Annotated in this window: 21 protein-coding genes; 10 read left to right on the top strand and 11 right to left on the bottom strand. The window is 66.8% G+C overall.

What is annotated here, in order from left to right:
* Positions 1-839: 839 nt before the first annotated feature.
* From ACAG25_RS13720 to ACAG25_RS13710, 3 genes are all read right to left on the bottom strand, one after another.
* Entirely contained in the window at positions 840-1,391 is a 552-nt protein-coding gene (locus tag ACAG25_RS13720) for a YaeQ family protein (RefSeq protein WP_370488997.1), read from the bottom strand.
* A gap of 81 nt (positions 1,392-1,472) precedes the next feature.
* Positions 1,473-2,450: a substrate-binding domain-containing protein gene (locus tag ACAG25_RS13715; RefSeq protein WP_370488996.1), complete on the bottom strand. Its 978-nt coding sequence runs from the start codon at positions 2,448-2,450 to the stop codon at positions 1,473-1,475.
* A 129-nt stretch (positions 2,451-2,579) separates the two neighbouring features.
* Positions 2,580-3,662 (bottom strand): dihydrodipicolinate reductase, encoded by a 1,083-nt coding sequence (locus ACAG25_RS13710; protein WP_370489013.1) that lies wholly within the window; start codon positions 3,660-3,662, stop codon positions 2,580-2,582.
* Positions 3,663-3,785: 123 nt separating this feature from the next.
* Between ACAG25_RS13710 and ACAG25_RS13705 the strand changes: the two genes are divergently transcribed.
* From ACAG25_RS13705 to ACAG25_RS13685, 5 genes are all read left to right on the top strand, one after another.
* The gene (locus ACAG25_RS13705; RefSeq protein ID WP_370488995.1) at positions 3,786-4,403 is read left to right on the top strand and encodes a biotin transporter BioY; all 618 of its coding nucleotides are present in this window, start codon (positions 3,786-3,788) and stop codon (positions 4,401-4,403) included.
* A complete protein-coding gene (locus ACAG25_RS13700; RefSeq protein ID WP_370488994.1) occupies positions 4,396-5,091 on the top strand; it encodes an energy-coupling factor ABC transporter ATP-binding protein in 696 nt (231 codons plus the stop codon). Before ACAG25_RS13705 ends, ACAG25_RS13700 begins: the two co-directional genes overlap by 8 nt.
* On the top strand, positions 5,088-5,690 hold the full coding sequence (locus ACAG25_RS13695; RefSeq protein ID WP_370488993.1) for a CbiQ family ECF transporter T component: 603 nt from the start codon (positions 5,088-5,090) through the stop codon (positions 5,688-5,690). Before ACAG25_RS13700 ends, ACAG25_RS13695 begins: the two co-directional genes overlap by 4 nt.
* A 143-nt stretch (positions 5,691-5,833) precedes the next feature.
* The gene (locus ACAG25_RS13690; protein ID WP_370488992.1) at positions 5,834-7,330 is read left to right on the top strand and encodes an amidohydrolase family protein; all 1,497 of its coding nucleotides are present in this window, start codon (positions 5,834-5,836) and stop codon (positions 7,328-7,330) included.
* Positions 7,331-7,442: 112 nt separating this feature from the next.
* Positions 7,443-7,898, top strand: coding sequence for a transglycosylase family protein (locus ACAG25_RS13685; protein ID WP_370489012.1), 456 nt, complete (start codon positions 7,443-7,445; stop codon positions 7,896-7,898).
* Positions 7,899-7,915: 17 nt separating this feature from the next.
* On the opposite strand, the gene ACAG25_RS13680 is transcribed toward ACAG25_RS13685, so the two are convergent.
* Both ACAG25_RS13680 and ACAG25_RS13675 read right to left on the bottom strand, forming a co-directional pair.
* Complete coding sequence (locus ACAG25_RS13680) at positions 7,916-8,110, bottom strand: excalibur calcium-binding domain-containing protein (RefSeq protein WP_370488991.1); 195 nt, start codon at positions 8,108-8,110, stop codon at positions 7,916-7,918.
* A 65-nt stretch (positions 8,111-8,175) separates the two neighbouring features.
* A complete protein-coding gene (locus ACAG25_RS13675; RefSeq protein WP_370488990.1) occupies positions 8,176-8,811 on the bottom strand; it encodes a GIY-YIG nuclease family protein in 636 nt (211 codons plus the stop codon).
* 547 nt (positions 8,812-9,358) lie between these two features.
* Between ACAG25_RS13675 and ACAG25_RS13670 the strand changes: the two genes are divergently transcribed.
* The gene (locus ACAG25_RS13670) at positions 9,359-10,735 is read left to right on the top strand and encodes a hypothetical protein (protein ID WP_370488989.1); all 1,377 of its coding nucleotides are present in this window, start codon (positions 9,359-9,361) and stop codon (positions 10,733-10,735) included.
* Here ACAG25_RS13670 and ACAG25_RS13665 read toward each other — a convergent pair.
* Genes ACAG25_RS13665 through ACAG25_RS13655 form a run of 3 tightly spaced genes read right to left on the bottom strand, consistent with a single transcriptional unit; the run spans position 10,719 to position 12,390 of the window.
* Positions 10,719-11,345, bottom strand: coding sequence for a cation transporter (locus ACAG25_RS13665; protein WP_370488988.1), 627 nt, complete (start codon positions 11,343-11,345; stop codon positions 10,719-10,721). The two genes, ACAG25_RS13670 and ACAG25_RS13665, sit on opposite strands and share 17 nt — an antisense overlap.
* A complete protein-coding gene (locus ACAG25_RS13660; RefSeq protein ID WP_370488987.1) occupies positions 11,345-11,665 on the bottom strand; it encodes an ArsR/SmtB family transcription factor in 321 nt (106 codons plus the stop codon). Before ACAG25_RS13660 ends, ACAG25_RS13665 begins: the two co-directional genes overlap by 1 nt.
* A 38-nt stretch (positions 11,666-11,703) precedes the next feature.
* A complete protein-coding gene (locus tag ACAG25_RS13655) occupies positions 11,704-12,390 on the bottom strand; it encodes a sensor domain-containing protein (protein WP_370488986.1) in 687 nt (228 codons plus the stop codon).
* A 246-nt stretch (positions 12,391-12,636) separates the two neighbouring features.
* Here ACAG25_RS13655 and ACAG25_RS13650 point away from each other — a divergent pair, with 246 nt between their 5' ends.
* On the top strand, positions 12,637-14,664 hold the full coding sequence (locus tag ACAG25_RS13650) for an alkaline phosphatase family protein (protein WP_370488985.1): 2,028 nt from the start codon (positions 12,637-12,639) through the stop codon (positions 14,662-14,664).
* A gap of 3 nt (positions 14,665-14,667) precedes the next feature.
* On the opposite strand, the gene ACAG25_RS13645 is transcribed toward ACAG25_RS13650, so the two are convergent.
* Both ACAG25_RS13645 and ACAG25_RS13640 read right to left on the bottom strand, forming a co-directional pair.
* Entirely contained in the window at positions 14,668-15,324 is a 657-nt protein-coding gene (locus tag ACAG25_RS13645) for a glycoside hydrolase (RefSeq protein WP_370488984.1), read from the bottom strand.
* A 68-nt stretch (positions 15,325-15,392) separates the two neighbouring features.
* On the bottom strand, positions 15,393-16,220 hold the full coding sequence (locus ACAG25_RS13640) for a hypothetical protein (protein ID WP_370488983.1): 828 nt from the start codon (positions 16,218-16,220) through the stop codon (positions 15,393-15,395).
* A gap of 200 nt (positions 16,221-16,420) precedes the next feature.
* Between ACAG25_RS13640 and ACAG25_RS13635 the strand changes: the two genes are divergently transcribed.
* Positions 16,421-18,658 carry an NADP-dependent isocitrate dehydrogenase gene (locus ACAG25_RS13635; RefSeq protein WP_370488982.1) on the top strand — a complete coding sequence of 746 codons (2,238 nt, stop codon included), beginning with the start codon at positions 16,421-16,423 and terminating at the stop codon, positions 18,656-18,658.
* A 139-nt stretch (positions 18,659-18,797) separates the two neighbouring features.
* Complete coding sequence (locus ACAG25_RS13630) at positions 18,798-19,910, top strand: hypothetical protein (RefSeq protein WP_370488981.1); 1,113 nt, start codon at positions 18,798-18,800, stop codon at positions 19,908-19,910.
* A 7-nt stretch (positions 19,911-19,917) separates the two neighbouring features.
* On the opposite strand, the gene ACAG25_RS13625 is transcribed toward ACAG25_RS13630, so the two are convergent.
* The gene (locus tag ACAG25_RS13625) at positions 19,918-20,703 is read right to left on the bottom strand and encodes an SDR family NAD(P)-dependent oxidoreductase (RefSeq protein WP_370488980.1); all 786 of its coding nucleotides are present in this window, start codon (positions 20,701-20,703) and stop codon (positions 19,918-19,920) included.
* A 120-nt stretch (positions 20,704-20,823) separates the two neighbouring features.
* Here ACAG25_RS13625 and ACAG25_RS13620 point away from each other — a divergent pair, with 120 nt between their 5' ends.
* Positions 20,824-21,267, top strand: coding sequence for a Fur family transcriptional regulator (locus ACAG25_RS13620; RefSeq protein ID WP_370488979.1), 444 nt, complete (start codon positions 20,824-20,826; stop codon positions 21,265-21,267).
* Positions 21,268-21,277 lie beyond the last annotated feature (10 nt).

Genomic DNA, 21,277 nt, shown 5'->3' with positions numbered 1-21,277 from the left:
CACCACCGACCCCACACCGGCATCGGCGGAATGACACCAATCGAGCGCCTACGCGTTCACAACCTACCCGTGAAGAACAGCTAGGGCTTAGTTAGCGTGTAGCTGTGTGAGGCCGCGTTTGCCGATGTAGTCGCCGCGGTGCGTCCAGTCGGCGGCCTCGTACACACCTCCAATGTAATACATTGTAATACGCGAAGGTGGTTGTGCACGCTATCCGTCATGATGAGGAGTCTGACCCCCGAGCAGCGGCGGGGATACGTGGTGCACTGGTTGGAGACGGTGGGCACACCCTGGACGAAGGTTTACCCGACGCCAGCGGCCCGCAGCGCCCCGGCTGGCGACGACAAGGACGGCCGGAACGTCTCAGCCGTCGCGTCATACGGGCTCATGACGGCAATCGATCACCTCGGCGCCGTGACAGACGCAATCGCCGCCGAGAGGCCGCTTCGTAATTCACGGCGCGTTCCTGACGCTGGTGCCGGCCTTCGACAGGTACCAAACGTTGGCCACCCGGCACATCCCGTGACTGTCTACGGGTGTCGTGTGCGCCTGGCCGAGATCGACGGTTTGCGATGACCGAGCAGGAGCACTGGAAGGTCGACGAACCGCCTGGTGCGTGGGCGAACGTGGCCGCTTGCAGTCGAGGTGGCCAGCGTCCTACCCGGATTCAGATGAATTCAGGTCTGCGGGTTGATGGCACAATCCCACGCCGCACGCATCGGCCTGCGCCAACGCCCGACCAACGATGTCGATATCGCGGAATGGGAAGTGTTCGAAAGTGCGTGCGCACGGTGCGCGATGCGAGTAAGGCAGCCTGAACCGCGGGGCGCGGACAGGGTCTACTTCAGTGGCTCGGGCGTGAAGGTAACGTCGACACCGCCGATGGTCATCGTCACCTGCCCCTCGATGATCATCACCTGAGCCGAGACCCGTCGATCAACAGTCTGGGCGAGCTGCTGCACCGGTGCGTGCGGGATCTGCACGACCGACAGGTTCGGCAGCCCCGCCACTTTGGGTCCCACTGTGCGCCACCAGGTGGCCACGCCGGCGGCGAACGGGAAGAGCAGCACCTGTTCGGTCTGGCTGGCCGCCTTGCCCAAGACGCGTTCATCGGGTTGGCCGACATTGATCCACTCCAGGATCCGGCCCGTGTAGTCCGCGAGCCGCAGATCCGGTACGCCGGGCGTGGACAGTCCCGGCCCGAACGCCAACTCGCCGTTGACGTCACCGAGCCGGTGCGCGCGCAACCCAAATGCCAACAGCCGCACCACCATCCGCTCATCGGTCTCACTGGGATGACGAGCCACGGTCAGTGTGTGATCGGCGTAGTACCCGTGATCGACATCGGAAACGCCAAGTTCGACCTTGAACACTGTCGCAGAAAGGGCCACGTCCTAGTGTCCACCGTGGAGGTATCTCCCGCGCGGGCGGGCTGCTTGTGCGTACCAGTGGCAGCTCTACCGAAAGCGATGTCAGAAGGTGAACTGCGAGACGGTGGTGGCGTCGGCTTGCAGCGCGGCATCTCCGACGAAGACGTTGTCGTAGCCGTCGAGTTTGGTCAGCGAGTCGTAGCCGGGGACGTTCAGATTCGTGCCCGCCTCGATCTTCTGGCCTTGCGCGAGCAGCAGTGCGATCTGCAGCTGCGCTTCCGCGGCCATCGCCGGATCCCAGAAGAAGATCCTGTCGATCGAGCCGTCGGTGAAGTACGTCGATGCCACGGAGGGGACCGCTGTTCCCATCACGCATGTCCGGTCCTGCAAGCCCGCATCTCGTACGGCCCGCGCGATGCCCGGTACATCGGCACTCGACGCGCCCTGGAAACCCTTGATATTCGGGTACTTCGCCAGCAGCGCGTTGGCCTTCGCGTACGCGGTCGGCTCATCGTTGGCGGTTTCGACCGGGCCTTCGAGGCGGGTCATGCCGGGGAATTCGGCCAGCTGCATGCCGTGTGCGGCGTCCACCCATTGCATGTGCGTCGTCATGGTCCCGCTCCCGACGAACTGCACGTAGTCACCTTGCCCGCCCATGCACTGGGCGAGGCTTTGCATGGTCTGCCTGCCGAAGGCGACGTTGTCGAAGGCCTCGATGTCGATGTCGGCGTTCTGAATTCCGGTGGCCTCGTGGGAGACGACGGTGATGCCTTGGGCGCGAGCCTGACCGAGAACGTCCTCCAGCGCAGCGACCGAGTTGGGCACCACGGTGATGGCCGTCGGCCGGCGCGGTATCAGTTCCGCGATGAGCTGAGCCTGCTTCTGCGCATCGGTATCGTCTGCTCCCTCCTGGCTCGTGTGGACGCCGGTGCGCTTCGCGAAGTTCTCGACACCTACGGCCATGTGGTCGAACCAGGGGATGCCCTCGACCTTGACGACGTTGACCATCGTCATTTCGTGGGGATCCGGGGAGGCGTCGGCGACGCCGCCGGTGGAGGCGGCAAACAGTGTGACGCTCACACCCACCGCACCCAGAAAGGCAGTTCTACTGCGTCGCATTCACATACTCCATTCGTATGTCGGCGGGCTCGGTATCAGAATGGACTACTGCGATGGCGGGCAGGCAGTTTTGCGGTCAATCGCCGGTTCTCAGACACGCGTCTGTCGCGTCGCGATCGCGGGCCCCGCAAGTGGTGTCTGCACGACACCGGGTGCCGCGTCGATGACCGCGGGAATCGCGTTGACCGCCGCCATCGCCGTCGCGGCGACGCCGGGGTTGGTTTTCTCGCCGGGCGTCGGATCGAGCCGAAGGTCGAGCGTCATGTTGGGGGAGCCCTCGATGCGAAACACCATCCCGCCCTGGCCGGGTTGGGCCGGTCGCGGCCACGCGTCCGGCCACGGCGTCGAACTCACTGTCGCGAAGTACTGAACAGCGACCACCGGTCGGTCCCCCCACATCGCGGCCAGCTGCCAACGGTGCGCGCAGATCGTGCCCGCCGGGATGACGCCCAGCGCGGTGTCGAGATCCTGGGGCGCCAGGATCGTCTCCCAGTCCAGAGCTACTTCGTCGACCGGAACCGACAGCGTGTCGGCGATGTAGCGCACCACCGGTTCCCAGTCGTTGTTGACCTTGCCCACCGCGATACGGATCGGGACGTGACCGTCCGGCTTGCCGAAACCCATCGATTCGTGCAGCACCTCCCATATGGGATAGGCCAAGTCGAGGTCGAGGGCGTACTCGTCCATCCGGTATGCGTCGACCACACCCGCACCGGCCAACAGCGCGGTCGGCAGGTTCAAACTCACGAAGCCGGGTTCGCACCCGGTCGCATAGAACGAGGCCCCACCGGTGCGGGCGGCCTGTTCGATCGGTTCGCGCCAATTCGCCGGGGCGGCTTTGGGATACACCATCGGAATCGCGGAGATCGTGACCACGTTGATGCCGGCTTCCAGGTAGCCGACGATGTCGGCGATGGCGTCCTCTTCGCGTCGGACGGCCGTCGCACAGTAAGCCACGCACTCCGGATCGACCTCCAGGATCGCGGCCATGTCGCCGGTGGCCGCGACACCGACATCGGGACGCCCGCACAACCGGCCGGCGTCGGTCCCGACCTTCTCCGGTGAGGACACCTTGACTCCGACGAGTTCCAGCGCGGGGTCGTCGATGATCGCGCGCAACGCGACGGTTCCGGTCATGCCGGTGCCGACGTGGACTACTCGACGCTGGGGCATTCCGGGGCCGGAAATCGAAGTCACACGTCACCTCTCCAGGTCGTCCTGTCGTTACTGTAGGGACTTCCTGGTGCCGGATGACCCGATTACCTTTCGTAGCGGGTCGTCGCCGATAATCCCCGGGTGAACCGCGAGACGCCCGAGCACGCCGACACCACTCGCGTCGGCGGCCTCGAGTGGCGCGACCTGACGCAGGCGGCGGTGTTCGCCGGACTGCTGGCCGCGCTGGGTCTGCCCGGCACGTTGACCCTCGGACCGACCGGTGTCCCGATCACCCTGCAGACCCTCGGCGTGATGCTCGCCGGGTCCATCCTCGGGCCGCGCAAGGGTGCGCTGGCCATCGCCCTGTTCGCAATTCTGGCCATCGCCGGTCTGCCGATCCTGGCCGGCGGCCGCACCGGGCTGGTGTCGCTGTCCTCGCCGACCGCCGGGTTCTTCCTCGGCTGGTTACCGGCCGTCGTGGTGATCGGTGCGCTGACCGCGCTGATGATGCCGCGCTACCGGGTGCTGTGGGGCATCGTCATCAACATCGTCGGCGGCATGGGTGTGATCTATCTGTTCGGGACGATCGGTCTGATGGTGCGCACCGACCTGACCTGGTGGGCGGCGCTGGCCACCAACGGCATCTACGTTCCGGGCGACATCGTCAAAGCCGTGGTGTGCGCCTACGTCGCCGCACAGGTCCACCGCGCCCGGCCGGGCCTCATTCGACCGTGGCGGCCGGCCCGCAGCGATGAGTGACGATCCACCGGACGCGATCGTCGTCGACGGTGTCTCGCACGCGTTCGGCGACCGTCCTGTCCTTCGGGACGTCTCGCTGACGCTCACCGAACGCCGGATCGCCATCGTCGGCGCCAACGGCAGCGGAAAGTCCACGCTGGCAAGGCTGTTCAACGGGCTTGTCCTTCCGGATCGGGGATCGGTGCGTGTCCACGGCCTGGACACCAGGCGCGCGACCAAGAGGGTGCGCCGACTGGTGGGGTTCGTGTTCACCGACCCGGACCGTCAGATCCTCATGCCGACCGTCGCCGAGGACGTCGAGTTGTCACTGTCGCGACTACCGCTGGACCGGCGGACCCGGGCCGAGCGAGTGGCTGCAGCGCTGGACCGGTTCGGTCTGGCCGGTCACGCGGATCAGCCAGCCCACCTGCTCTCCGGAGGCCAGAAGCAGTTGCTGGCGTTGGCGACCGTGCTGGTCACCGAGCCCTCCGTGATCGTGGCCGACGAGCCGACCACCTTGCTGGACCTGCGCAACTCGCGGATGCTGCGGACCGCGTTCGCGTCGCTGGACACCCAGCTCGTGTTGGTCACCCACGACCTGGACCTGGCCGGTGACGCCGAGCGGGTCATCGTGCTCGACGACGGCCGGGTGGTGGCCGACGACGTGCCGGGCGTCGCACTGCCCGCCTACCGGCGGCTGATGTCATGACGGTGTTGGGGGAGTACCGGCCGGGGCGGTCGTGGCTGCACCGGTTGCCGGCCGGGACCAAACTGCTCGGCTTGGGCGTGTTGATCGTCGCGATCACGGTCGTCGTGGACACCCCGGTGCGGCTCGGTGTCGCCGCCGCGGTCGTGACGCTCGCAGTCGTCTCGGCACGGTTATCCCCACGGGTGGTGATCGGCCAACTGCGCCAAGTGTTCTGGGTGGTGGGATTCATCTTCGTGCTGCAGGTGCTGCTCACCGACTGGCAACGCGCGCTCGTGGTGTGTGGGGTGCTGTTGCTCGCGGTGTGCCTGGCAGTGCTCGTCACGCTGACGACCCGAACAACCGACATGCTCGAGGCGGCGACTCGGGCGATGGCACCCCTGGCGCGGTTCGGCTTCCCGGTCCGGCAGGTCGCCATCGCGCTGGCCCTGACCATCCGGTCGATCCCGCTGCTGGTGGAGATCATCCGACAGGTCGACGAGGCCCGCCGGGCGCGGGGACTGCGGATCTCACCGCGGGTCGTCGTCGTCCCGGTCCTCGTGGCGGCACTTCGCGCGGCCGACAACTTCAGTGAGGCCCTGATCGCCCGCGGGATCGACTGAACCGCCCTACACCTGTGCGGTTTCGGGATCGTTACGACGACGTTTCCATCAGTGAGGCGTCCGATTCTCCAAATACTCTGGGGCACAGTCGAGTACGTCGCGCTGCGCTGCCGACCGCGGCGGCGCCGGTTTAGCATCGGGACATGCCTTCGATCCTCATCCCGCGCGCGGTGATCACCGCTGATCCTGTAACTCGAGACGTTTCCTGCGTCTCCGAGCGAGCGGTGGTGATCGAAGCGGGAATCATCACTGAGGTCGGGCCTGCCCGCTCCGTGTGCGACAGGTACCCCGAGGTGACTCCGGAACGTTTCTCGAACTCATTGCTGACACCAGGCTTTGTCAACGGTCACCATCACGTCGGCGTGACACCCGTGCAGCTCGGATCCCCGGATTCCCCGCTGGAAACCTGGATCGCCGCCCGCTCGGCCAACCCGGAGATCGACCTCGGCGTCGACACCGCGTATTCGGCGATCCAGATGATCCGCAGTGGCGTCACCACCGTCGCACACCTTCAAGGTTGGTACGACACCGACGCCGCCGACCCGCTGGCGGCCAGTCGGGCGGTCCTCGATACCTATTCGCAGATCGGCATGCGCGTCTCCTACGCGAAGCTGGTCCGCGACCAGAACTTCTTCATCCACGACGACGACCTCGAACTCCTGGCGGTATTGCCCGACAACACCCACGCATGGTTCACCGACCTGGTCGAGTTCTTTCGGTCACCGCTGGAGGACAAGATCACCGACTTCTACACTCTGACCGACAAGTACGCCGGCGAGCCGCTGACCGCAATTCAGCTCGGCCCGTGCAACTTCCACTGGCTCAGCGATGAGGGCCTGGGACGCATCGGTGAGGTGTCGGCGCAGACCGGCGCCCCTGTGCACCTGCATTTCCTCGAGACCATCTACCAGTCGCTGTACCTCGACGCGAGAGCCGGTGCACGGCGGCTGGAGTACCTCTCCGACTCCGGTCTGCTCAGCGACCGGCTCACGCTCGGGCACGGAACGTGGTTGCAGGACGCCGATATCGCCGTGCTGGCCGACAGCGGGGCCAGTGTCTGCAACAACTGCAGTTCGAACTTCCGGTTGTCCAGTGGCCGTCTCTCGTTGCTCGACGTGCTCGACGCCGGCATCAATGTCGGCATCGGGATCGACGAGGCCGGCATCAACGATGACCGCGACATGATCCAGGAGATGCGACTGATCTACACCGTGAACCGCGAACCGGGTGTGTCGCGGCGCCGGATCTCCGCTGAGCAGGTCTTCGCAATGGCCACGGTCGGTGGGGCCAGGACCACCGGGTTCGGCAGTGGCCTCGGCACCATCACTGCCGGTGCGCCGGCCGACCTGGTCCTGTTCGACCAGAACAAGCTGCGCCACCCGTTCCAACTCGACGGCGTCGGCGAGATCGAGTTGCTGGTCGCGCGGGCACGCCCCGACACCATCAGCGATGTGATGATCGGCGGCCGGTGGGTGATGCGCGACGGCGCGCTGACCACGATCGACGAGGCCGCGGTGCTCGAAGAAGTCGGCCAGCAGTGCGCCTCCGTCGACCGCGAACAGCATCGAGCGAAGCGGGAGCTCGCGGCGACACTGGAAAGTGCCGTCCGGGACTGGTTCATCCAGCGGTACGGAGTCTGACCGCCCTAACCAAGTTTGAGAACAACCATCACAGTTTTCTCACTGTTCACTGCGATATCAGCGGTAACAATAACGGTCACCATTCGGCGGCTGAAGGGGATGAACCGTGCAGATGGTCAGGGGATGGGGCATCGCGCTGATCGCGATCGCCCTGTCGGCGATGTCGACGGTCGCCGCGCCGAGTGCGCGCGCCGACACGGTGAACTGGGATGCGATCGCGCACTGCGAGTCCAGCGGGAACTGGTCGATCAATACCGGCAACGGCTTCTACGGCGGACTGCAGTTCTTGCCGGCGACGTGGCGCGAGCACGGCGGTGTCGGTTCGCCGGAGAAGGCGCCGCGTGAGCATCAGATCCTCGTCGCCGAGCGCGTCCTGCGCACGCAAGGACTCGGCGCCTGGCCGGTGTGCGGTGCCTACGCCTTCTCACCGCGATGGTCCGCCCCTGCCGGCACCGGCAACGCGTGCCGGTTCATTTCCGGCAACGTGCTGGGTGTGGTCAACCTCAACACGATGTGCGCGGCGCTGGCCAGGGAAGCGCGTACTGTCGCCGTCGCGCTGATGCGCTGAGGCGCACCAGAAGCTGGCTAGCTTTCGCAGCCGATCCCGTCGCTGTCCCGATCCAGGTGCGAACCGTAATACTCCGAGGTGGCTGGGATGTTGGTGTAGCCGGCGTCCCGGGCTTCGGTGCAGTTCTTGAACGGCGCCGCGCCTGCCATCGGCGCCGAAATCACCGATAACGCCCCGGCAAGTGCTGCCGCGGCGACAAAGTTGCGAACCATGGATCCCCCTGTTGCTTCTCGATCCGCAGCAACGGTAGGACGAAATTAACCTTCGCGCAAATAGCTCATCCGGACCACTCCGCCAGCACGCGCATCTTGGCGGCCTTCGCCGCGGCGTCGCGCCGCAACTTCTTCAGTGTCGGGGCGAACGCGTTGCGGTCGTTGCCCTGGAAGTTCAGCGGCAGATTCAGTGCCTGCAACAGCTTGGCTTCCAGATGCCATGGCTCAGGGTGCAGCACCCACGACACCGCAGCGTTGTCGGCCATCCAATGCGTCAGGACGGCTTCGCCGCCGGCGAAGCTCTGACGCTTACCTGATCCGACGCGGCGCAACGCGAACCCGAGCTGCGGGCCAAGCAGGACGCCGAGTGACTTGCGCAGAGTCGAGCCGTCGGCACTCGCGCGGCCGGCGCCGAAGTGATACCGGATGCGCTTGTGCAGATCGCCCGGCTTCTGTGGCTTTCCGTCCTCCCGCGGCGGGCTCGGGCTGATACCGACGTAGAGCAGCGTCCACCCGTCGCGCTGCTCACAGCCGGACACGTCGATGTCTGCCGGAATCTCCCGGAACCACCAACCGTGCGCGCCGGCCTCGGCAGGTACCGGAGAAGGGTCGGCGAAGATCTCCGCACGCGTATACCTCTGGGCGGCAAGGAACTTCGCCACCGCATCGGCGCTGCGCTTCGTTGCCATCGACTCAGCCACGGAACCAGCCTAGTTACCGGCGACGAGGGCCGACACGATCCGCCCACCCACGCAGTTCGGCGGGAGTAGCTGAAACTGACGGTGCTGGAACGCTGCGCACCGAGCGATGACGTCGCTATCGCCTACTGTCAGTGTCGATCAGGATCCGGCCGAAGTCCTTCGAATCTTCGAGGCGAGGGTCTACAGTTTGCTGTACCGGCGAACGGGGGACGGCATGGACGGTCGAGTTGTCGGATGGGTCAGCGCAGGCGTCCTGGCTACCGGGATGTCGGTCGGCGTGCTCACAGGTGCCGCTCCGGCATTCGCGGAGGACTCCGGGACCGACAGTGCGACATCTTCGCAGGCGCCCGCATCGCGTCAGGACGCCACATCTGAGGCTCAAAGACCCAGCGCGCGTGAAGATCGCGGAACGCGAAGATCGACCAGAGACGTCGCCCAACGGGACGAACCCGTCGGCGAAACCGACGATCTCGTCGAGACCCGAATTCGCTCGGTATTCACAGCGAACGAACCCGCCGAGGACGACACGGACGACGAAACAGGCGATGTGAAGGAGGCCGAGGAGGCCTCGGCACCCATCTCGGCAGAAGTGTCGGCTACCCCGGCGGCTGACCCCGCCGACGTGTCGGAATCCCGCGCGCGCAACCGGGAGCGGGCAGAAGCCGCGAGGACGGCACGCGACGAACTCACCGTCACCGCGCCCGACCCGGCCGACACGGCCGACACGGAGGTGAGCGTTCCGACGACAGCGCAATTCGCCATGACGGCGGACGTGTCGGCGCCGAGGCCGCGACCGACACTGCTCAACGTCGTCGGCTCGTTCGACCTGACCACGCGTCTCGTCGACTTTCCGCCGTCGGTTCCGCCGGGCAGCACCGTGACCGCCGGGCGATCCCGCCTGGAGATCGACTGCGGAGACGGGTACACCGCCGACGCGGACTGGTACTACCCGACCGAGCGGGAACCCGAGAAGTTCATCTACTTCCAGCACGGTTTCCCCGCCCGCGCCGGGTTCTACAACGTCACGCTGCGCGAGCTCGCCGAGCGCAACAACGCGATCGTCGTGGCTCCGTCGATCACCAGCAACATCTTCGCGTGCGACGCCTGCGCGGCCAGCGGGGAACCGATGCAGCTGGCGGTGGCGCAACTGTTCGCAGGCGACCGTGCTGCGCTGCTGGCCAGCGCGCGAGCGGCGGGTTACGACGGCACCCTGCCGGAGAAGTTCGTGTTCACCGGGCAGTCGGCCGGGGCCTCACTGGCGGTGGCTGCGGCCCGCTACTACTGGCAGTCCGCCTCGGCGGGTGAAAGATCCGACATGGTGGGTGTGCTTCTCTACGAGGTGTCCGCACTCGGCGGGGCGCGGACCGGAGGGGCGCTGAGGAATGCCCTCGAGGTCCTGTCTGACGAAATCCCGGTGCTGAACATCGCGGCCGAACCGAACATGCTGAATTCACAGGGCAGCGCCAACGCGGTGTTCAGCGAGAAGCGTCCAGGGCAGTTCAACGGCGTCCAACTGGTCGGCGGCGCGCACTCCGATGCCTTCCGCAGCTCGACCTTGTTCGGCATTCCGCAGCTGATCGTGTCGCTGTTCTTCGGCGCGTCGAAGGCACACAACGTCGAAGCTGTGCACGTGCTCACCGAAGGTTGGCTCACCGATATGTATGCAGGTCGCGTCTATGACTCGCAGACCCGCACCGGAATCTATGGGGATCCGGGTGCGCCGGGCGCAGTGGTGCTCGACATCCCGACCGACGAGGGGCCGGCGCGCGGCTACGTCCTGCCCGCGCAGACACCGACGCCGTCGGTGTTCGACCGGCTGATCAACGGGTTCTTCGCCCTGATCAACGTCAACCTGTTCGCGCGGTGCGCGGACTTTCCCGACGAATCGACCGAGCGATCACACCGATTCACGTGCACGGTGTAGCGCAACAGCTGTCCCCACGCCACGCCTCGAGGCCTTCCCGGACCGCGATGCCCGCAATCACCAGCGCGGCCATTGGGTCGGCCCACGACCACCCGAGCAGGCTGTTCAGCACCAAGCCGACCAGCAACACAGCCGACAGGTAGGTGCACAGCAGCGTCTGCTTCGAATCGGCCACTGCCGAAAGCGATCCCAACTCCCGTCCGGCACGACGCTGCGCCCAGGACAGCACCGGCATGATCAGCAGGCTCAGCGCGGCCAGGCCGATACCGATCGGGGAGTGCCCCGCGTCGTCGCCCATGCCGAACAGCGACCGCAGCGCATCCACGGCCACATAGGCCGCCAACGCGAAGAAGGCGAAGGCGATGATGCGCAGTGCGGTCTTCTCGCGTCGCTCCGGGTCGGCGGCGGAGAACTGCCACGCCACCGCCGCCGCCGAGGACACCTCGATGACCGAATCCAGTCCGAACCCGATTAGCGCCGACGACGACACCCGGGCACCCTCGGACAGGGCGACGACGGCTTCGATGACGTTGTAGGTGATGGTGGCGGCGACGAACCACCGGATCCGCGCCGTCAGGACCGCGCGGCGAGTCGGTGACGGCGCCGACATCAGCAGCAACCGTCCGGGGTGCAGCAGGCCGGATCGACCTCCAGGACGAGCCCGACGAGGTCGTCCAGCGCCCGCCCGATGCGGGTGTCGGCAAGTTCGTAGCGCATCCGTCGACCCTCGGGCACCGCCACGACCAGCCCGCAACCACGAAGACAGGCAAGGTGATTCGACAAGAGTTGGCGGGAGATGCCGATGCGCTCGGCCAGGTCGGCCGGGTACGCGGGTCCACTTCGGAGCGTCAGGAGAATCGTGGTGCGCGTGGAGTCCGACAGCGCGTGCCCGAAACGGGCCAGCGCATCCTGTTCGACGAGGGTGCTCACTCGCCCGATAGTACATCTTTTGATGTACTAATGCCGCCCTACCACTGCGCGGATACGTTGTCGGCGATCCGTCGCGCGATGCGCACCGCCGTGTCACCTGGGGCGGCCGCGCACGTGTTGACATCGACGATGACGTTGTTGCGCACCGCCAACGCACGACCGCAACCCCAGCCGCCGGCGCGAGCGTCCTGTTGCATCGCCACGACGCTGAGCATGCCGTCGGCGTTCGAGATCGGACCGGGCGTCCACTCCGTGCCGCTCTGCAGATGGGTGTAGTGCCGGCAGGCGGGCCACTGCTGCGCTGAGGCGTCGAAGAACGCTTGAGCCTGCTCCACGAGCGGGAAGAGCACCACCGCCTGCTTGAGGTAGTGCGTGAAATCGTCGCCGTTGTTGAAGCTCTCGTCCAGGGAGGCGCGGTACCCGCTGTCGGCGTACACGAGCGCTTCGGCGGCCGCATCGACGGCCAGGCATTCGCGCGGCGCCATGGAGGCGCTGGTGTCGGCCAGTGTGGTCGCCGACCCGGTCGGCGCCATACCCGTCGTTCCCATCTCGCTGTCGATTTCGGTTGCACTGAGCAACAATTCGGGCAGTTCCCGCTCCACCAGGGGGCGGGGGATCACGGTTCGGGTCGGCGTGATCGACTCCGCGTTGCCGATCGAACTGCCGCAACCTGCCACCAGCACGCAGATCATCGCAGCCCCCAGAACGGCCTCCGGCTGGCGCATGTCGTCCTCCCAATACACACACGGTTTGCAGCCATGGTGGGGCACCGGCGGCGAACGCGGCGGCAACGTCGCCGCGTTTCTCCATAACGATGGGTGAGGCGTTTGGTAACGAAAAGTGACGGGCGCTGCCAACCTGGCGGAACTGGGCGTGTCGAGGTCGCAGACCGCGTAATTTACGCGTCAGCACACACTTGTCATCGCCGCCAGGCCGCGTCTGTTCGCGCCCGCGCCCGCCGAGGGGGAGCCATGGATCACGCCAAGTACATCGGTCGGATCGGAGCCCTCGCGGTGACCCTCGGGGTCGGGGTCGCGCTCGGCAGTGTGCCGTCGGTCGCGTTTGCCGACACCGGTTCCTCCGATACCGGTTCGGCGACGTCGGATTCGTCGCAGCAACGCGATACCTCGGCCGCCCGCGAGCGCACGAGCAGCAGCGACACCACCGACCGTCGTAGCGAACGGCGAGAGAGCCGCACCGAGGAGCGCACCACGTCGACCCGCGAGCAGCAACGCTCGGCGGGTGACACCGACGAGGCCGGCGAGGACGCCGTCATCACGCGGGCGCAGAGCCGCACCGCCGCCGTCGCGGACGCGGACGCGGACGAGCCGGCCCAGGAGCGACCCGCCGCGGAAGTGCGGGACGACCCGCCGAGTGCCCCGGTCGAACCCGCCGCACACTCAGCCGTTGCGCCCGAGCAGGAGGTCACCGACCCGGTCACGGTCGCACCGCCGCCCACCCGGACGACGACGATCGCGCCGCAGCGACGCGCTCCGAAGTCCGCGCCGACGCGGGAGCGCGCCACGCTCGCGAGCAGCTTCGTCTCCGCGCTGCTGAGTCCCACGGCAGGCCCGGGCCGAGGCACGCCGTTGCAGGCCCCGGTGATGGTGGCAGCCATGGGCGCGGTGCGCGACGAGTTGGAGCGCAACGCGGCGCTGCGGGCGGCAAACGACGTTGCGGGTCAGGTCAATGCGCAGGCGATCGCCGAGAACGTCCTGGTGATCGGCGTCGACGGCGTCAACCTCAGGCGGGTGCTGACCAACCCGGACATGACGCACTTCCTGAGCCTGATCGGGGACAGCACCACTGCGCCGGCGAGCATCGTCGGCCACACCACCGTGTCCAACCCCTCGTGGACATCAATCCTGACCGGCGTGTGGGGAGAGCGCACCGGCGTCATCAACAACGTCTTCACCCCGTGGACCTACGACAAGTTCCCCACCGTCTTCGAGTTGATCGAGACGCAGGACGCGAGCATCCAGACGATCTCGATCGCCAACTGGAACGTCATCTCCGCGATCGCCGACACCGGCACGCTCGGCGCCGACCTGGTCATCAACGTCAACCAGGAACCCGACGACCCGGACTGGCTGGCCACCGACGACGCGGTCGGGCAGGCCACGGTGGCGCAGATCGCCGGCGCCAATCTCGCGGTCCCGAACTTCCTCTTCAGCTACTTCGTCGGTGTCGACGAGAACGGCCACACCTACGGCGGCGCGAGCGAAGAGTACGAGATCGCGCTGGAGAACTTCGACAAGAATCTCGGCCTGATCCTCGCGCAGATCGCCGCCTCCCCGGAACCCTGGACCATTCTGATGGTCACCGATCACGGCCACCAGCCGCAGAAAGGTCTCGGCCACGGCTTCCAATCACCGGACGAGACATCGACTTTCGTCGTCGCCTACAACCATCCGGCGTTCACCAGCGGGGCGATGAACCTGCAGTACGAAATCGTCGACGTCACCCCGACGGTGCTGTCGCTGTTCGGTCTGGACAGCCCGGACGGCTTCGACGGATCGTCGATGCTCGGCAAGGGCGGCACAGTGGTCCCGGTCGGTCCCGACCCCGACGCCGCGCTCAACGAGGCGCTGATCGACGCGATCGACAAGTACGGCTATCCCGACATCGGCACGCAGATCGCGTTGGGCGCCCGCACGATCGCCGGGTTCATCCCGTACTACGTGCAGAACCTCTCGGTCTCCCTGACCTCAGGCCTGCAGGCGATCGCCGACATGGAGATCTTCCTGGTCAGTCTGATCGCCGAGGTGGCGATCGCGCCGGTGCGTCTGCTCACCGACGTGCTCTACGTGGCGACCAACATCGTCGCGCAGATCGTCGCGCGGTTGACCGGGGTGACGGGAGCGAGCATCTTCCCGCTGTGGCCGCCCGCCCCGCCGCCGACAGTGTTCACTCCCGACGCCCCGGGCGACACCGGCACCGCGCTGCTGTGCGGCACGGTCGAGATGCTGACGTGCGGTCCGGCCACCGTGGCGGTGTGACGGTTACCGCTGCATCGATGCGATGAAGTAGGTCTCGTCGCCGGTGGGGTAACCGCCGCCGTCGGTGGCGATATGCACGTGGTCGAAGTGGTTGAGGGTCTCCGAGCCGTAGTCGGCGGTCCAGCTCGGGGCGCCGATGCCGGGGTAGAAGCCCTGACGCCAGATTACGTGCAGCACGCCCCACCGCTTCGCGTTGGCCAGCGCGAACCCGGCGATCTGGTTGCCCAACTCGATGCCCTCGTCGCTGTTGTGGTTCGGGATCATCACGTCGATCGCCAGGCCGTTGGGGTGCCACTTCAAGGGGTCCTGCCGGTACCCACCGATCGTCTTGATCTCAGGAAACATCATGCTGATGGCACGTGCGGCCCAGATGGTCTTGACCTGCAATCCACCCTCGGGTGTCACGCCGGCGGGCAACGCGAAGTCGAACACCCGTGCGTCGACGGGCGCGCTCGCGGCCAGCAGTTCGGCCTCAGTCGGGACAGGAACGGCGGGCGCGCCCGGAGGGGCAGCCACCGGGGCCGGGGACGGTGCGGTCACCGGTTCGGGAACCCGCGCCGGCACCGCGGTCTGCGCGTAGACCATGCCTGCCGAGGCGACCAGAGACACCGCCACGGCCAGCCACCGGCCGCGGCCGTTGGCTAACAATTTGGTGCCCACCAGAGCACCATAAACGTCGACCTTGAAGCAGTGGCGGCTTTCGCCCCACCGGTAACTCGGCGCGTCTCTCAGAAGGGCCGGACGAGGTCGGTCCCGACGACCGCGCCGCGTCCGGTCCGGTCGTTGGTGAAGCGCAGCCCGGTCGGCGTCGGCGTGATCGTCCAACCCATCGCGCGATAAGCGGGTCCGGTCAGCGTGGTGGGCTCGGCGGCACCGAGATTGCCGTCGACGTAGGAACCGGTGCCGTCGGCGTTGATCCGCACCCCGTGATAGGGCCCGCTGCCGTCGGCGTGCTGCGGCCAACCGGCACCGTCGCTCTGACATCCGACGAACGCGTTCTCGACGATGCACTGGATGTCGCCAGACGTCGTCTGCACCACCACATAGCCGACCTCGTTGGGCGGCAGTTCCACGATCTGTCCCGGTGGCAGCGACGCCGGCGGGTCCTCGATTTGGCGCTGCAGTGCCGCCGATCGGTAGGAGACGACCTGGAATCCGAAGCGGTCCAGCGGGGCGAGGTCTTCGGCCTCGCCCGACGGTGTCCAGATGGCCATCGGGCGACCGTCGACCACGGTCGTGGCGACGTGCGGCGACGGCGTCCACGACAACACCGAATCCATCGCCGACGCGGACTCGAAGTGGTCGAAGTGCACGACGCCGTCCCCGTCGACGGGCACACACGACTGTCCCGCCACGGTGTGGCGGGTCGCTGTCCCGGTGTCCGCGGTGTCCCGGCACACCGCGGCCGTCCAGTCCGCCGGTGTCCCCGTCACCCCGGTGTCGGCCGCGCGGGCCGGGGCCTCCGGCGCCGGTGGCGACGAGCAGCCCGCGACCGTCAATCCCGCCACCGCGACCGAAGCGCAGTACATCAGCAAACGGGGCGAGGCAGGGTTCATGGCGGTGAATGTATCGACACACCAGCGCGGAACCGCGTTCCGCGATCAATGCTGTCCCAACTGTGACGGCACCGTGACGGGGGCGATGCCCCGGCTGACCCTCCGTGGGCCATCCCACGTTCGGTAGTCTGCGCCAGAAGGGTCACAGCTCTTCGAAACTGACGCCAGACCAGCAGACCAAAGCCGGGAGACAGCAGAACATGAGCGCTGAGCAGCCGACCATCATCTACACGCTGACCGACGAGGCGCCGCTGCTGGCGACATTTGCCTTCCTTCCCGTGGTCCGCACCTTCGCCTCTGCCGCCGGTATCGACGTCAAGTCCACCGACATCTCGGTGGCCGCGCGCATCCTCGCCGAGTTCAGTGACCGGCTCACCGACGAGCAGCAGGTGCCCGACAACCTGGCCGAACTCGGCGAGCTGACCCAGCTGCCCGAGACGAACATCATCAAGCTGCCCAACATCAGTGCCTCGGTACCGCAGCTGCTGGCGGCCATCAAGGAGCTGCGCGCCAAGGGCTACGACCTTCCCGACTACCCCGGCGACCCCAAGACAGACGAAGAGAAGGAAATCAAGGAGCGCTACGCCAAGGTCCTCGGCAGTGCGGTCAACCCTGTTCTACGACAGGGCAACTCGGACCGTCGCGCACCGAAGGCGGTCAAAGAGTACGCGCGCAAGCATCCGCACAGCATGGGCGAGTGGTCACAGGCCTCCCGCACGCATGTGGCCACGATGAAGCACGGCGACTTCTATCACGGCGAGAAGTCGATGACGCTGGACAAGGACCGGCGGGTCAAGATGGTGCTCACCACCGAGAGCGGTGAGACCCTGGTCCTCAAGCCCGAGGTCAAGCTCGAGAACGGCGACGTCATCGACAGCATGTTCATGAGCCGCAAGGCGCTGTGTGACTTCTACGAAGAGCAGATGCAGGACGCCTACGAGACGGGCGTGATGTTCTCGCTCCACGTCAAGGCCACCATGATGAAGGTCAGCCACCCGATCGTGTTCGGCCACGCCGTGAAGGTGTTCTACAAGGACGCGTTCGCCAAGCACCAGAAGCTGTTCGACGAGCTCGGCGTCAACGTCAACAACGGCATGAGCGACCTCTACGACAAGATCGAGAAGCTGCCCGCCTCGCAGCGCGACGAGATCATCGAGGACATCCACCGCTGCCACGAGACCCGCCCGGAGCTCGCGATGGTCGACTCCGCGCGCGGCATCACCAACTTCCACTCGCCGTCCGACGTGATCGTCGACGCGTCGATGCCGGCGATGATCCGCCTCGGCGGCAAGATGTACGGCGCCGACGGACGCACCAAGGACACCAAGGCCGTCAACCCGGAGTCCACGTTCTCGCGGATCTACCAGGAGATCATCAACTTCTGCAAGACCCACGGACAGTTCGACCCCACGACCATGGGCACGGTCCCCAACGTGGGCCTGATGGCGATGAAGGCCGAGGAGTACGGCAGTCACGACAAGACCTTCGAGATCCTCGAGGCCGGGGTGGCCGACATCGTCGACATCGACAGCGGCGAGGTGCTGCTGAGCCAGAACGTCGAAGAGGGCGACATCTGGCGCATGCCGATCGTCAAGGACGCCGCGATCCGGGACTGGGTCAAGCTCGCGGTCACCCGCGCCCGCGCGTCGGGTATGACCGCGGTGTTCTGGCTCGACGACGAGCGCCCGCACGAGAACGAGCTGCGCAAGAAGGTGAAGCAATACCTCAGGGAAGAGGACACCGACGGGCTGGAGATCACGATCCTGCCGCAGGTGTGGGCGATGCGGTACACCCTCGAGCGGGTCATCCGCGGCCAGGACACCATCGCGGTGACCGGCAACATCCTGCGCGACTACCTGACCGACCTGTTCCCGATCCTGGAGCTGGGCACCAGCGCCAAGATGCTCTCGATCGTGCCGCTGATGGCAGGCGGCGGGATGTACGAGACCGGCGCCGGGGGCTCGGCGCCCAAGCACGTCCACCAGCTGCTCGAGGAGAACCACCTGCGGTGGGATTCGCTCGGCGAGTTCCTGGCGCTGGGCGCCAGCTTCGAGGACATGGGACGCAAGTCCGGCAACAAGAAGGCGGAGCTGCTGGGCAAGACGCTGGATTCGGCGATCGGCAAGCTGCTCGACAACAACAAGAGCCCGTCCCGCAAGGCCGGTGAGCTCGACAACCGCGGCAGCCAGTTCTACCTGAGCCTGTACTGGGCCCAGGAGCTCGCCGGTCAGACCGAGGACAGCGAACTGTCCGAGTACTTCACGCCGTTGGCCAAGTCGCTGGCCGACAACGAGGAGACCATCGTCGCCGAGCTCAACGCGGTGCAGGGCAAGGCCGTCGACATCGGCGGCTACTACTACCCGGATCGGGAGAAGACCACCGCGGTGATGCGGCCCAGCAAGACCTTCAACGAGACGCTGGAGAAGGCGGGCAGCTGAAGCCAGCTATCAGGTCGGGTTCGCGGTGCACGAGGACCACGGATCCGAGGCCGGCGAGACCACATGAGGTGACGTACGTAACATCTGTCTCAGGGGCACCGATTAAGTAGCCATCACTGGCTGTGGACTAGGGGTCGCTATGCACGTACTGGGCTTGTCACTCACCGCGACGAGTGCGGTGTGGGTCCTTCTGGACACCGTCAGCGGAACCATCCTGGCCGACGAGGTGGTGCCCGTGGGCCCGGGCGAAGAGGTCTCCCGGGCCGCCGCGCAGAGCGTGCAGGCCTTCGCCGCGCAAACGACGCACCCGATCGACCGGGTCCACCTGACGTGGTCGGCCGAGGGCCATCCGCACGGTGTCCGGCTGCGCACCAAGTTGCGGCTCTACGGTTTCGAGGACATCGACACCCTGACCCAGGACGAGGCCCGCGAAGGCCGCAACCGGACCGCGCGCCACATCGCCCCCCACCTCGCGATGGCCTACGGCGCCGCGCGGGCCGGACACGCCGACGAATCGGACTCGCCGCTGAAGAAGCTGACCGCGCTCGTGCCCGTTTCGGAACCGGGCGGGTTCGCCGGTCGGTGGTCGCGCGTCGTCGACGACGTCCGCACCGCACTGCACGGGGCTGCGGCTCGACGTTCCGTGCAGGTCGCCGGGGGAGTGGCCGCCGTCGCCGTCGCCGGGCTGGTCGCCTACGCCCTGGTCGGGACCACGTCTCCGACTGCGCCGTCACCCGCTCCCGCCGAGACGGTCGCCGAGCAGCCGCAATCGCCTCCCGAAGCTGCGCCGGTCCCCGCGCCGCCACCCGTCGTCGCGGGGCCGGACACCGCGGACGCGGCACCGGTCGAGGCGGCCACCGTGCCCGAAACGGTGACTGTCGCCGAATCGGCGGTGGCCGAACCGGTTTCGGCACCGGAGTCCGTCACGGTCGCCGAGTCCGTTCCCGTCGCCGAGTCGGTTCCGGTCACCGAGTCGGTTCCGGTCACCGAGTCCGTTCCCGTGACCGAAGCGGTTCAGGCCACCGGAACGGTCCCTGCCGCCGAGACGACGCCGGTGCAGACGTGGTCGGCGCCCCGGTCGCTGCCGCAGACCGCGCCGGCCGAGATCGGCGAGGCGCATCTGAGCGGGCCCGCACCGGTTCTCGGTCCCATCGCGGTGCCCGAACCCGCCGGTGCTGCCGGACCGGCGGTCCCGGCTGCACCTGAGGCTCCGTCCGGCCCCCTGAGCCCGGTCCTCGGCGCCCTGCCCTGACGGATCCTCAGCGTCCCAGCGGCCTCGAGATCAGGCGGCTGCCCGCGGCCTTGACCGAATCGGGCAGCACCCGCGACACCGTTCCGATCACCTTCGAACTCGTCGAGGCCGCCACCACCTGCTTGTCGCCGCGCATGAGCGCTTCGTAGCCCTGGCGGGCCACGTCGGCCGGATCGTCCTTGTTCATTCGGCCCACCGGCGTGTTGAGCATCTTGGCCCGCGCGAAGAAGTCGGTGTCGGTGGGGCCGGGGAGCAGTGTCGTCACCGTGATCGGGCCGTGCCTCAACTCGTCCTGCAACGCCTTGGCGAAGGACTGCACGAACGACTTCGAGGCGTTGTACACCGTTTGATACGAGCCCGGCATCATCGAGGCCACCGACGACGTGAACAGGATCTTGCCGTTGCGGCGGTCGGCCATGTCCCGCAGGACGAGCTTGGCCAGGTGCATCGTCGAACGCACGTTGAGGTCGACGATGTCGAGATCGTCCTGCAGCTCCGACCGCAGGAACATGTCGCCGCGACCCACTCCCGCGTTCAACGCCGCGACGGCGGGATGTCGGCCGTGCTCCGTCGCACGACCGAACAGCGTCTCCACACCGACCGCGGTGCGCAGATCCACCTGAACCACCTGGACGTCGCGGCCGTACTCGGACAGCAGTCCGGGCAGGCGGTGGATATCATCGTCCTCGGCCGCGACGACCAGATGGAAACCGTTCTGCGCGAACAGACGCGCCAGCTCCAGCCCGATCCCGCTGGAGGCTCCGGTCACCAGCGCCCACTGTGCTTCTGCCATGGCCGCGGCATACCCGGGGGCGTCGCGTGAAAACGTCTCCTGCCGACTCGGCACACCGACATACCAGCAATTTTCGAGAAAAACTTGATCCCATCCAGAAAAGGGGCCAAGATCGAGAAGATGGCCGGAGATTCCAACTACGCGGACGCGTTGCGCTCGGCTGCCCTGCGCGTCACCCGCCCCAGGATGGCGGTCCTGCAGGCGGTCGAACAGCATCCGCACGCTGACACTGAGCTCATCATCCGGGCTGCACGCGACGTGCAGCCCGACATCTCCCGTCAAACGGTGTACGACGCCCTCAACGCGTTGGCCGCAACGGGTTTGGTTCGACGGATACAACCGGCAGGTTCGGTGGCCCGGTATGAGACCCGGGTCGCCGACAACCACCATCACATGGTGTGTCGGTCCTGTGGGGTCATCGCCGACGTGGATTGCGCGGTCGGCGATGCCCCCTGCCTGACGGCCTCGGACGACCACGGCTTCGCTGTCGATGAAGCCGAGGTCATCTACTGGGGCTTCTGCCCCGAGTGCACGGCATCTCGTTTGTCCCGATCACAGCCGTGATCAACAGCCC

The sequence above is a fragment of the Mycobacterium sp. pV006 genome (assembly GCF_041287115.1).
In the GTDB taxonomy this organism is placed as follows: domain Bacteria; phylum Actinomycetota; class Actinomycetes; order Mycobacteriales; family Mycobacteriaceae; genus Mycobacterium.
Note: the sequence above shows the minus strand (reverse complement) of the source record. Positions and strands in the feature narration are given on the sequence as shown.

What these genes read in the sequence shown, in the direction of transcription:
- ACAG25_RS13710 (WP_370489013.1), bottom strand. Translation starts at nt 3,662, where the DNA reads ATGCCCCAGCGTCGAGTAGTCCACGTCGGCACCGGCATGACCGGAACC.
- ACAG25_RS13700 (WP_370488994.1), top strand. Translation starts at nt 4,396, where the DNA reads ATGAGTGACGATCCACCGGACGCGATCGTCGTCGACGGTGTCTCGCAC.
- ACAG25_RS13695 (WP_370488993.1), top strand. Translation starts at nt 5,088, where the DNA reads ATGACGGTGTTGGGGGAGTACCGGCCGGGGCGGTCGTGGCTGCACCGG.
- ACAG25_RS13690 (WP_370488992.1), top strand. Translation starts at nt 5,834, where the DNA reads ATGCCTTCGATCCTCATCCCGCGCGCGGTGATCACCGCTGATCCTGTA.
- ACAG25_RS13685 (WP_370489012.1), top strand. Translation starts at nt 7,443, where the DNA reads ATGGTCAGGGGATGGGGCATCGCGCTGATCGCGATCGCCCTGTCGGCG.
- ACAG25_RS13680 (WP_370488991.1), bottom strand. Translation starts at nt 8,110, where the DNA reads ATGGTTCGCAACTTTGTCGCCGCGGCAGCACTTGCCGGGGCGTTATCG.
- ACAG25_RS13665 (WP_370488988.1), bottom strand. Translation starts at nt 11,345, where the DNA reads ATGTCGGCGCCGTCACCGACTCGCCGCGCGGTCCTGACGGCGCGGATC.
- ACAG25_RS13655 (WP_370488986.1), bottom strand. Translation starts at nt 12,390, where the DNA reads ATGCGCCAGCCGGAGGCCGTTCTGGGGGCTGCGATGATCTGCGTGCTG.
- ACAG25_RS13650 (WP_370488985.1), top strand. Translation starts at nt 12,637, where the DNA reads ATGGATCACGCCAAGTACATCGGTCGGATCGGAGCCCTCGCGGTGACC.
- ACAG25_RS13640 (WP_370488983.1), bottom strand. Translation starts at nt 16,220, where the DNA reads ATGAACCCTGCCTCGCCCCGTTTGCTGATGTACTGCGCTTCGGTCGCG.
- ACAG25_RS13635 (WP_370488982.1), top strand. Translation starts at nt 16,421, where the DNA reads ATGAGCGCTGAGCAGCCGACCATCATCTACACGCTGACCGACGAGGCG.
- ACAG25_RS13630 (WP_370488981.1), top strand. Translation starts at nt 18,798, where the DNA reads ATGCACGTACTGGGCTTGTCACTCACCGCGACGAGTGCGGTGTGGGTC.
- ACAG25_RS13625 (WP_370488980.1), bottom strand. Translation starts at nt 20,703, where the DNA reads ATGGCAGAAGCACAGTGGGCGCTGGTGACCGGAGCCTCCAGCGGGATC.
- ACAG25_RS13620 (WP_370488979.1), top strand. Translation starts at nt 20,824, where the DNA reads ATGGCCGGAGATTCCAACTACGCGGACGCGTTGCGCTCGGCTGCCCTG.